The 12,675-nt window shown below is 31.6% G+C and carries 9 protein-coding genes; 1 reads left to right on the forward strand and 8 read right to left on the reverse strand.

Going from position 1 to position 12,675, the window contains the following annotated elements; all coding sequences use genetic code 11:
* Nucleotides 1-364: 364 nt before the first annotated feature.
* The 4 genes from EQ029_RS10430 to EQ029_RS10445 all read right to left on the reverse strand — a co-directional run bounded on the left by EQ029_RS10430 (nucleotide 365) and on the right by EQ029_RS10445 (nucleotide 7,402).
* Nucleotides 365-1,597 (reverse strand): NupC/NupG family nucleoside CNT transporter, encoded by a 1,233-nt coding sequence (locus EQ029_RS10430; protein ID WP_016930903.1) that lies wholly within the window; start codon nucleotides 1,595-1,597, stop codon nucleotides 365-367.
* Nucleotides 1,598-1,817: 220 nt separating this feature from the next.
* Entirely contained in the window at nucleotides 1,818-3,986 is a 2,169-nt protein-coding gene (locus EQ029_RS10435; protein WP_016930902.1) for a bifunctional glycosyltransferase/CDP-glycerol:glycerophosphate glycerophosphotransferase, read from the reverse strand.
* A gap of 20 nt (nucleotides 3,987-4,006) precedes the next feature.
* Entirely contained in the window at nucleotides 4,007-5,116 is a 1,110-nt protein-coding gene (locus EQ029_RS10440) for a glycosyltransferase (protein ID WP_230197430.1), read from the reverse strand.
* Nucleotides 5,117-5,674: 558 nt separating this feature from the next.
* A complete protein-coding gene (locus tag EQ029_RS10445; protein ID WP_037558896.1) occupies nucleotides 5,675-7,402 on the reverse strand; it encodes an ABC transporter ATP-binding protein in 1,728 nt (575 codons plus the stop codon).
* 140 nt (nucleotides 7,403-7,542) lie between these two features.
* On the opposite strand from EQ029_RS10445, the gene pbp4 reads away from it, so the two are divergent.
* Complete coding sequence (gene pbp4 / locus EQ029_RS10450) at nucleotides 7,543-8,835, forward strand: penicillin-binding protein PBP4 (protein ID WP_037558901.1); 1,293 nt, start codon at nucleotides 7,543-7,545, stop codon at nucleotides 8,833-8,835.
* 254 nt (nucleotides 8,836-9,089) lie between these two features.
* Here the strand turns inward: pbp4 and tagD are convergent, their stop codons facing one another.
* The 4 genes from tagD to EQ029_RS10470 form a co-directional block, all read right to left on the reverse strand.
* Complete coding sequence (gene tagD / locus EQ029_RS10455) at nucleotides 9,090-9,488, reverse strand: glycerol-3-phosphate cytidylyltransferase (protein ID WP_037558902.1); 399 nt, start codon at nucleotides 9,486-9,488, stop codon at nucleotides 9,090-9,092.
* Between the two features lie 98 nt (nucleotides 9,489-9,586).
* A complete protein-coding gene (locus tag EQ029_RS10460) occupies nucleotides 9,587-10,651 on the reverse strand; it encodes a glycosyltransferase family 2 protein (protein WP_037558905.1) in 1,065 nt (354 codons plus the stop codon).
* Nucleotides 10,648-11,736, reverse strand: a complete 1,089-nt coding sequence (tarB, locus tag EQ029_RS10465; protein ID WP_016930896.1) for a teichoic acid glycerol-phosphate primase TarB — start codon at nucleotides 11,734-11,736, stop codon at nucleotides 10,648-10,650. The genes EQ029_RS10460 and tarB overlap by 4 nt, the downstream gene beginning before the upstream one ends.
* Nucleotides 11,737-11,845: 109 nt before the next feature.
* Nucleotides 11,846-12,658: an ABC transporter permease gene (locus tag EQ029_RS10470; protein WP_029376639.1), complete on the reverse strand. Its 813-nt coding sequence runs from the start codon at nucleotides 12,656-12,658 to the stop codon at nucleotides 11,846-11,848.
* Nucleotides 12,659-12,675 lie beyond the last annotated feature (17 nt).

Here is a 12,675-nt window from a genome sequence, read left to right on the forward strand (position 1 = left end):
GAATAAGTGAACTAATTTAAAAACAAATATAAATTTTCTGAATTTTTTGTTTACTTCGCCAATTACATTTGCTATAATGTGTATAACTTCTTAATAAGAGAAGTTATCTCCTTTGTGTTGTTTATAGTAACAAAACAAATTTTGCTCGAAGTACTGTGACAGTACCTAGTCCTTACCGTTACAAGTACATTAATATTCATTTCCCATAAAAACCAAGTATATAGGGTGTCTCCTCACCCTATATACTTGGTTTTTATCATGTTAATTAAAATCTACTGAAATTATTAAAAAAATCGTGGAACGAAATTCAAATTGAATACTGCTCCACGATTCTTTTTAATTGATAAACATGTTATGTATCTTCTTACCAAGCAAATAATCCGACAAACGCTGCAGTAAGTAATGATACTAATATACCTGCTAATAACATCATAGGTACGTATTTAGATACAAAATCTGATGTTTTTTGATCGACAATCCCTTTTAATGTTCCGACAATCATTCCGATTGTAGAGAAGTTAGCAAATGAAACTAAGAATGTTGAAATAACAGCTCTTCTGTGAGGGCTATATGAATCAACGACTTTACTAATTTCACCCATAACTACAAATTCATTAGTAACAATCTTCTTAGCCATTTGTTGAGCAACAATCCATGCTTCTCCCCATGGCAAACCAAGTAAAAGTGCAAATGGATACATGAATAAACCTAAAATTTGATTTAAACCGAAACTACCTTTTACGCCTATCCATCCACCAACTAGACCTGTAATTAAGTTTATAAAGCGATCAATTAAGTCTGCTAAAGCAACAAAACTAATTACAAATGCAATAATGATTAATACTAATTTACCTGCATTAAGTACAGAATCACCTAAAAATGAGAAGAAAGGTTGACGTTTTACCGTTTCATTATTTTTGATGCTATAAATGATGTCTTCTTGTTCTTCAACACTAACCGGATTCAAAATTGAAGAAACAATTATCGCGTTGATAATATTTAGTGGTATCGCAGTTAATACGAGATCACCCGGTATCATTTGAACGTATGCACCAACAATAGCTCCAGAGATTGAACTCATTGACATCATAGCCACTGTTAATACACGCATTTCATTCATACGTTTCAATTGTTCGTTTGATACAGCTAATGCTTCAGTATTACCTAAGAACATCATTTCGATGCCAAAGAATGATTCAAATTTAGGTTGACGCGTAATTTTCGCTAGCACCCAACCAATACCACCTATAATTTTAGGTAGAATATTGAAATACATTAATACGTCAAATAATGGTACTACAAGTAGAATTGGGAAGAGTGCGCTAATCGCCATATCCATCTGTTTACCACTAGTGAAACTGCTGAATGCAAATCCTGTTCCAGTATGTGCTGATTGAATTACCCATGCGATTGCTGAAGCTAATCCTTCTACAATAGTTCTCCCAATTTGGAAATAGACGAAGAACCATGCTAAAAACAAGTTTAATACAACAAGAATTAAAATAGATTTCCATTGGATGTTTTTGCGATCTCTTGAAAATAAAACTGCAATTCCCAAAAACGCAAGTAACCCAATGATGTTAACCAATAAAAACATAAGGCACCTACCTGATTAATTTTTTATGACATTAATGTCATAGCATGTCTATACAACAGAACCGTACTTTATTCACTAATTTACCCCAAAAGTTCCGTTAATAATATATTTTTAATTATACCATGAGGTAATGTTCGAGAAAATAAAGATTTTTTAAATAGTACAATAGAAAGCACTAGAGTTAAATTTACTGCTCTAGTGCTTTCTACTTTCATTTCAATTATGAATTTTTCTCAATATCATTATAAATATAATCACCAATATATTGAGATGCTTTTCCATTTTCTATAGAACAAAAATCATTATAAAATGCTTCTATCTTATCTTGATATTTCACTTTATGTTGATCAATTTGTTTTAACTCTTCAGCTAATTTAAACTCGTCTGTAATGATTTCACCTGGTAGGTCGTTCATGTAATCCATGTAGAAACCACGAAGTCCTTTATCATATTTTTCTATATCGTATGCAAAGAAAAATTGTGGACGCTTCAAGATACCAAAGTCAAACATAACAGAAGAATAATCAGTAATTAATGCATCAGAAATTAAGTATAACTCCGAAATGTCGTTATAATTTGATACATCAATTGCAAAGTCATCATATCCATGTAAATCTAAAGCATTAGCAATTAGATAATGCATTCTTAATAAGATGACATACTCATCTCCTATTTCTTTTTGAAGATTAGCTAAATTAATTTTCAAATCAAATAAGTATTGTCCCTTTTTCACAAACTCATCGTCTCTCCAAGTTGGAGCATACATGATAACTTTCTTATCTGCAGGTAAATTCAAGTCACGCTTAATTTGTTCAATATATTCAGTGTCATTTTGACGGTTAACTAATACATCATTTCTCGGATAACCAATCTCCCAAATACGGTCTTCATCCATCCAAAATGCAGATTTAAAAATATCAGAAGAGTATCTATTTGGTGATACTAAGCGATCCCAACGTGATGCTTCAGCATAGAAGTTCTTCTTATAGTTTGCAGTTGTCGTGCCAGGCATTCTAACCACTTTCATATCATTAGCTAAACGTTTTAATGGTGTTCCATGCCAAGTTTGGATATACATTTGATTCTCTTTTTTATTTAAATATAAAGGTAATCTAGCATTTGTAACCCAATATTTCGCTTTAGCATAGGCATCATAATAAGCTTGAGATCCCTTTTTAACTTTAGTAGCATTACCTGGAATATTGTTATTTTCTGGTTTTGAAAAGACCCAAATATAATTTAAATGAGGATAATGTTTTTGCATGTATTCATAAATATATTTAGGACTATCGCTATAATTTTTACCACCAAACGCTTCAAATACAATTGTGTTCGGGTCAACTAAGTCTTCATTATCACTCAGTTGATATTTTGAGCGTTCTTTCATCTTGCTATTTAACACAATATTTTTAACTAAACGTGTTTTATTACGTAAGTCATTAACATATTTGGCATTTTCAACATCATCCATTGATAAGAATAATATTTCTAAATTATATAATACTTTCCCATCTTTTAGGATGTTCCATTTTAAAGCTTTAACAATTTTAATAAGCGCATCTTCAAGTGACACATATCGAGATTTTATATCTCTAAGTGCAGGATCAAATCCACTTTTAATTTCATTTTTCATTCGTTGAATGAGAAAATTTTTAATTCGCTTATCATTCGTTCTTTGCATAGCATCAAAGAAACTATTAACATGATCTTCAAATTTATTTGTAAAATCTTGATCACTTAATGTATTACCATAAAATGGATCGTATACCTCACCACGATAATAGAATGGGAAGTTGGTAATTCTAACAAAACGCTCCGCATATTTTAAATACTCAAGCACAAATGACGTATCTGCATAAATATCTAATGATTCATTAAATTGAATCTGATGCGCTTTAATAATGGCATTTTTAAATAGAATATTACATGCTGATTCTTTTCTCAAAATTGCATTTGGACTTTTTTGATGAGAAGCATATTGCAAACGTACTTTATCTTTATCTACATACTGTGGTCGTTGACTTCTAAATTTATGAATTGGTGCAATCAGTGTATCTAAACCATTCACATGTTGAAGATAGTAATCAACAGCATATGAGGCCAATTGATCATCGGCATCTAGGAATAGTACGTATTGACCATGTGCTTGTTCCAAAGCTACATTTCGTGCATGTGCGTGTCCAGTATTCTCTTGCAATTGAATGAAGTGAACGTCTTTATCATATGATTTTAATGCTTCTTGTAAGATTTCTGTTGAGCGATCAGTTGAACCATCATCGACAACAATAATGTCAAAATCTTGATTTCTCTGGCTTTTTAAACTGTGAATACACTCACTAATATAATCTTCATTATTAAAATACGTAATAATAATCGATAATTTATTCAATATATTTCTCTCCAATTTTTCTATTTATTCTCCGCATGTGTAACGTCATCGATGAGTGATTGATAATTGTTTGATGCTTGTTCTACACTAAATTTTTCACTTAATTTTACATCTTTGAAATGAATATTTCTAGCCATTTCCATTGTATCCGCAAACCCTTCGATGTCATCTTTTTTCACAAGTATACCATTTTCATGATTAGTAATTAACTCACTCGGTCCATAACGAACGTTATATGAGATAACAGGGCAACCATAGTTAATACTTTCCATAATCGATAACCCAAAGCCTTCATACCGACTTGTCAATAATGAAGCTATCACTTTTGAAAAGACTTCTTTAGGATGATTAGTGTGTCCTTTGAATATTACTTTATCTTCAAGTTGAAGTGTTTTAACCAATTGCTTCAATGTGTTTAAATTACCCTCTTTATCTTTTCCATATACAAGCAACTTAGATGAATAACCTTTTTTCAAATAAATATCAAACGCTTTAATAATATGATCAATTTGTTTTTCTTGAGCCAATCTACCAATAAAGCAAAATTGATCTTCAACCTCATCTCGACGATTCGATTGCGCTATGCTGACAAAATGAGGTATGACTTCTATTTTATTATCATCTATGCCAAACTGTGATTGAATATCATGTTTTTGGTATTCTATTAAAACTATATATTTATCGATTATTTCTTGTTTATCAAATGCTAATTTATATGAATGACGAACTTTATTACCTTGTATATGATTGCTATGAAACATTAATATGCGCTTAATGTCATTTTCGCAATCAATCAATGGTCTGTCGAGTAAGCGTGCATCATTAAATACAACACTTCCATTAGGTAAAACATGATTATAATAATAAGTAAATAGAGCTTTTTCATTATTAAAGGTGCGCGTCTCACCACGCTTTGTTAAATGTTCAATATCAATCAATTTGTTCTCTTCATCATTCGTAAAATGTTTCTTTAAATACACGTCACCCTTTTTATCATAATATTCTTCCTTTGTTTTGATTGCCGTTACATCATCAAAATAATCAATCTTATGTAATCTGCCATTTAACGTGAATGCCTTACGTTTAGATACCTTTTGTGAATTAGGATTGATTGTATCTTCAAACTTCATAATCTGTTTGTTCGCATAGTATTTGCGAAATAATACATGAACATTATCTTTATAATATTTAACGTTATCCCCTTCTTGAATGGCCTCTAATCCACGTATCTTAACTTTAGTTTGAATTGGTAACTTTCTAAATAATTTGGGTTCAACAGGTTACTCTAGTAGATTATAATTCGCAAGCCAATCGTATAAGTTGTCTAATTTTGTATTCTCAGTTATTAATTCTTTATTTCTAAAAATTCGATATACATTTTTATAATTAGCGTTATAGTTAGTCGTTAGAATTGTAGAAATTTCTCCCAATTGAGTTTCTAAAAACTTTACTCTATGTAACAAAGATTTTGTCCTTCCACCATGTGTAGGAGGTAAAGTGGAAGTTATTGTATATAACATAATTATGCTCCAATCTTAAGTTTTAAAGTGTGAGTCTGTATACTCACATACGTCATTTAATTATTGATGATTATTTCACAATTAACTACATAAGACAAAACATATATTTCATTTTTCTTTTTAAAAAAGTAGTTGGAACAAACTTAAGTTCCAACTACCTAATATTCATTACTCGGTTAAATTTTGAGTAGTAACAAACTGATGGTATTTTTCGTGATTTTGCATTAATTCAGCATGTGTACCTTCACCCGTTACCTTACCTTGATCTAGGAAAATGATTTTACCTGCTTTTTTTATAGTTGAGAGACGATGTGCAATAACAATAGTTGTTCTTCCTTCCATAAGAATTTCTAATGCCTCTTGGATTTTTTGTTCGCTCTCACTATCTAAATTTGCGGTAGCTTCATCTAATAATAAAATATCAGGATTTTTCACAAAACTGCGTGCAATATCGATACGTTGTCTTTGACCTCCAGATAACTTCAGACCACGTTCACCTACTAACGTGTCATAGCCATCATCAAACTGCATAATAAAGTCGTGACAATTCGCTAACTTAGCATACTTAACCAATTCCTCATCCGACACTTCACGGTTTATACCATATAAAATATTGTCACGTATCGTACCACTCATCATAGAATTCGATTGCATTACATAACCAATCTTGTTTCGCCAATTCGTAATTGGAACATCATAAATACTTTGCGTTCCATATTTAATATCTCCAGATTCAATGTCATACATACGTTCAATCAAATTAAAAATTGTACTTTTTCCTGAACCCGACGGACCAACAAACGCGCTCACCTCTCCTTGAGGTATACGGAAAGATACGTTACTAAGAATAGTTTTAATATCATATTTAAAATCAACATTTTCAAATGACAATTCGCCATCGTAAATTGAGATATCTTCTATAGGTTGTAAATCTTCCATTGGTTCAATAGGTTCTTGCATAATTTCAAAGATTCTACTACTCGCCCCAACTGCCTTTTTATAATCCGTGACTAATGTTGAAAGATTCATTAAAGGCATCGATAATTGCATCACATAAAAAATCATCGCAATTAACGCACCAGCTGTTATCGCACCTGTAGCTATTCTAATAGCACCAAAACCTAATATAACCGCAATCATTAATAACATAATCACACTTGAAATGGGTTGAATGACAGCTGTAATTTTTGCTTGTCGCAGACCTAAATTATAAATTTCACGTAAATTACTATGAGCGTTGTTTAATTCTTGTCTTTCTGTATTCGATACTTTTACTAATCGCATCTCAGTTAACACACGACCTAGCAATCCACTAAAGTTAGCGATTTCAGTTTGCGTATTCATTGATATTTTTTGCATTTTGCGACCTAATGGAATCATTATTGCCATAAATATCGGAATTGCAATAAATGTTAATAATGTCATTTGCCAGTCCATAATGAACAACATAACTATGGATCCAATGAGTGTAATTACTGCGGGAAGTAATTGTGGCAATTTCTGTGAAATAAATTCATTTATAACTTTAGTATCGTCTGTCAAACGACTCATTAACTGCCCACTTTCATTCTTATCGAAAAAAGGCATTTTTAATTTAATGATATGTTCCCAAAGTATTGATCGAATATCGTAAATCATTTTTTCACCAATTTTACTTAGTAGATAAATACCAATACCACTTAGTAGTGCATTAGCTATAAATATTCCTGCAAATAAAAGAACGATATTCCAGTTGATAGTACTTGTTGAGAATTTATCAACTAATCGTCCGGTAAATAGCGGAATTAACAGACCACTAATACTCCCTAGCGAAGAAATAATGATTGCCGCAATAATCAGTCCATATGGCCACGACAATCGTTTAAATAAGAAAAATAACGGATTTTGTCCTTTCATAAATTAGCCCTCTTTTTATATTCATTTTAAAATTTTAATTATCTTATTTTCCAAGTATAAAGCTTTAACAAATAAATTCATATTATCAAATTTATATGATAAAATATTTTAGTTGAAATTTTGAAAAAGGAAAGATAAGAATGAAACGAAGCTTAATAATTACCTTTGCTCTACTTTTAACCATTGTTATTATAGCACCTAACTCCTACGCTTCCGAATATGAACCAACACCTACTGAAATTGCTAGACAATATGGTTACCCGAATGTAACAGATGCCTATCAACCTGAAGGTAGCATAAATGTAAGTCAAACCGGGCAAATTTTGTACGACTATCAATCTAACCAAAAATGGTACCCCGCTTCAATGACGAAGCTAATGACAATGTATCTTACACTTGAAGCCGTGAATAAAGGTGAGCTTTCTTTAAATGACAAAGTACATATTACGGACAAGCATTATCGCATGTCAACTTTACCAGAATTAAGTAATACGAAATTATATGCTGGTGAAACATATACAATTAGCGAGCTACTCCAAATTACAGTTTCTAACTCAAGTAACGCTGCAGCTTTAATTTTAGCTGATGAGGTTTCGGGAAATGTGAATGATTTTACTGATTTAATGAATAAGAAAGCTAAAGCATTAGGCATGTCAAACACCCATTTCGTAAACCCAACAGGTGCTGAAAACAAGCAATTAAAAGAATTTGCGCCATCAAAATATAAAAACCAAGACAATACTACTTCCACTGCGAAAGACTTTGCAATTCTAGATCACCATGTCATCAAAGAGACTCCTAAGATATTACATTTCACTAAACAACTTGCTCCTACACAACACGGTGTCACATATTATACATTCAATCATTCATTAGAAGGAGCCAAAATGAGTTTGCTAGGTACAGATGGTTTAAAGACTGGCTCAAGTGATGTTGCAGATTATAATCACACGATTACAACTAAACGTAACAACTTCCGCATTAACCAAGTTATTATGGGAGCAGGAGATTACGTGAATTTAGGTGGAGAAAAGCAACGTAATATGATGGGAAATGCCATGATGAATCGTTCTTTCGATCAATACAGTTATAAAAAGGTACTTTCAAAAGGCACACATAAAATCAATGGCAAAAAATACTATGTCAAAGATAACTTATATGATGTAGTACCTGAAGGTATGAATAAAAAAGATTATAAATTTATCGTTAAAGATGGTTCAATTCATCTTGACTACAATCGCCAATTTCTTACAAAAGATGATGGACCTCCAAAAGTTGAAGTAACGAAACCTCTATTGCACAAAGCAAATACCATTGCTCAAACGACGTGGAAAGAGCATCCAGTGGTTACCTTTGTCGCATTAGCCTTATTAGCAATTGCATTTATACTTATTGTACGTTCATTTATTCATTTATTATTTAAACGTAAATAAAGTGATTGATAACTCTTTAGCTATATAGCAACAATATCTTTTACTTTCAGTATTAATATAAGGAACCTAAGTGCTATGTCACTTAGGTAAGAAATTCTAAAATGTAAAACAATTAAGAATTTCTTTAAAGAACTGCTATAGAGACGTCACCTCAGGAACGCGAAACAACTTAAGTTAAACAAAGAAGCCAGCAAATGAATTCATAAAATTCATTTGCTGGCTCTTTTGATAGGATTAAGACCTTATATTTTTAATTATTTAGAGTCTTTGCCATATAATTCTTGTTTAATCTTAGTTGTTGAAATACCTTCAGTACGTTTTAAGTATACGACTTCACATTTATCTTTTAAGAAGTCGAATTCACCTTCCCAGTCATGTCCCATTACAAAGACATCTACCTCAAAGCGATCCACGTCGATTTCTTTTTGACCCCAATCATTCTCAGGAATAACTAAATCAACATAACGAATTGATTCTAACATCATTTTACGTTGTTCATAATCATAATATGACTTTTTATTCTTAATTTGATTGAATTCATCTGAAGATAAAGCAACAATTAAATAATCGCCCATTTCACGCGCTCTTCTTAGTAATTCAATATGACCATAGTGTAATAAGTCATAAGTACCATAAGTAATAACTCTTCTCATAAACGCTATCTCCTTAACATAGTTTTTAACATTTTTTCATAATCTTAATTTAGCATAAATAAAATTTACATACCATTAATTTTATAAGTTATACTACACTATCTCTTTAAAGTACGCTTAACTAACTGTTTACTGCTAAATGCAAATTTTTTGGGCATAACTTGTGCTTGAAAACGAAAGTATCCTGGTCTTCCAATACCAACATCGATAAGCGTTTGACGCCACTTCTCGTAAGTGTCACGTGTCCAATTTTTTGCACCTTGCTCAACTGCTTGAATGATTCTAAACAACGCATCGCCTGAGTAGTTCGTATGTTGCATATCTTTAATGTAATGCGTGACCTTATCAATAAATTCAGGTGTAACTTTACTACATTTTAATAAATAAGATTGAATAAGATAACTAACAATTAAATCATCCATTCGATAACTATAGTATGCTTTCTCATTTGTTAAAAGTAGCATTTCCATGACGCGCTGACGTACTCGTCGAGCATCTTCAATATAAGATATAAATGTATCAGCTCGTTTATCTGTGATTGAACCTTCTTGCTCATTATAGCCATATATAATGAGTGGTAGTAATTGGATATCGCGTGCTGTTAAATAAGCTCGTGTGACAAAGGTATGCTCTTCACAAAACACAACGTCTTCATCAAAACGTAATGCACTAAATTTAGAATTAAATAATTTTCCACCAGGCCCAATAGATTGTAAAATTTCAGGCGCTTCAGCTAAAGATACTAGTGATTCACGATTTATTTCCTCATGGGTCGGTATAATTTTCCAATCTCCTTGGACACCTCTACCAATTTGACCAATGACGATATCAACCTCTTGATTACGTTCATAGTAATCTATCATCTTATCTAGTCTACCCGGTAAAAATTGATCATCTGCATCTAAAAACATAAATGCTTCAACATCATCAGACATTGCAGCTAATCCAAAATTTCTACTTGCTGCTGCACCTTGATTATCTTGATTGTAAATCATGATATTTTTAACTTCTTTTTGTAATTGAGTGAGCTCATGTCTTGAATGGTCTGTAGAACCATCATTTACGCAAATGATTTCAACCTCATGTGTTGTATCGATAGATTTGATTGCTCTACGTATTGTCTTTTCTGCATTATATACAGGTATTATGATAGCTATTTTCATCTTTTCACCATCTTTTCAATAAATTCTGTAACGCGTCGAACACTATCTTCACGATTATACTTATGCCAATTTTTAAATAAAGGTTTGAACAAGGCAATATCATTTCTTATTTTTAAAATTAATTCTTCTTCTGTTGTTACTTTATATTGTTGTGGAATTGCTTTATAAAATTGGTTTAAGCCACGAATTTTATCATATTTATGCTCGTCGTACACATAAAATAATGTTGGTTTGTCTAATAAACTCGCCTCAATAGGTAATGAACTATAGTCACTAATAATCACATCCGCCATAATCATCAATTCTTGTGTAGTGGCTATAGATTGACTTTTTGAAATAGATGGATGTAATTGATTAATCAATGTGTACTCGGGTAGCGCTTCTTCAAAGCGAGCAACATCTATTTGTCTATTATTTTCAGAACCTTCACGATAAGTGGGAACATAGACCACCAATTTTTTATGAATATTATAATGCTTTTTCAAACGTTCTTGCTCGGCCTTAAGATTGAATTTTAAATATTGTGATAGACGTGGTAAACCGAGTGGCAATAATTGATCTTCAGTAGCTTCAAATGACTCTTTAAAACATGTCCCCATCTCTTTACCACCAATAATATAAAAATCAGTCGCTTGATACACGCGTTGATATTGTCTAACCATGGTTACATTATTCAAATCAACTTGATGATCAGTCAGCCCAAAATTTTTCAGTGCGCCAGATGCATGCCACGTTTGAATAATCGTTTGTGCTTTCTTCTTAGTATAACCACCTAGCATTAAATAATACGTATCGATTAAAATGACTTTCGAACTACTTAATGCTTTTATATGTTTGACGATATATTTGTTTCCTGCTGGTATAAAATTTATGTTGTTAAGATGTTCCAACCTATATTGTTCTTCAAATTTTGCAATTACAGTTATTTTGTAACCTTTATTGTCTAATTCATTAATAATCGGCATGACATCCTCAGGAAATGTCATGAGTACCGTAATTTGCTTTTTATCAACTTGTCTCCTTTTGTAAATAAAATTCAATAACGTAATCATCAACATATATACTTTTTTAATAATTAGTCGCATACATTTACCCCTCATATTTTCATTATAAAAATTATAAATCAAAAATTGTCATTATGCTGTATACACAAAATCCTTGATAAACGCATCAACATTTATCAAGGACTTTAAATTATAAGAAATCTGCGAAATGATCGCGATATCTTCGATGTAAAATTGAACCTAGCACAAAGAAAATTAAAATAACTATCACATTATATAATAATAATTTCCAATGTTCTATAAAGTACCATTCGTGGAATAAAATCGCTGCACGATATGATTCAGCCAAGAAATAAACTGGATTAAATTTAATAATTTCACCAATTGTTCCACCAATACCTGAATCTTTAGGTACCCATAGAATTGGAGACATATAGAATAAAATTCTTAATAAAGCCTGCATGATCATTTGTGTATCCCGTACAATAATGCCGAGTGTCGACGTAAATAATGCAACAGATGCTGTAAAGAAAAATGTCATTGGTACATAAATTAATAATTGTACAATATGAATTGAGGGGAAAATACCATTAACGATACAAATTCCTATAATAATTAACAATAAACCTATATGACCATAAAAACGACTGGTTACAGTGTAAGTTGGTATGATAGAGAGTGGGAAATTCATCTTCGCCACTTGATTAAACTTCATAGATACTGATTTAGTACCTTCAAGGATACCTTGGTTTACGAAGAACCACATACTAATCCCTACAAGTAGCCAATAAATAAAAGGTATGCCATGAATAGGTTGGTTACTTCTAATCCCCATACCAAATACAAACCAGTAAACCATGATTTGTAATGCTGGATTCAGTAATTCCCATGCTACACCAAGATAGTTATTCGTATTCGTTATTTTAATTTGGAATTGTGCAAGTCTTTGCACTAAGTAAAAATTCTTAATATGTTCTTTAAAAACAGATCCTACTGCCGACATTGAAATTAACCACGCTT

This window comes from Staphylococcus haemolyticus, from assembly GCF_006094395.1.
Taxonomy (GTDB): domain Bacteria; phylum Bacillota; class Bacilli; order Staphylococcales; family Staphylococcaceae; genus Staphylococcus; species Staphylococcus haemolyticus.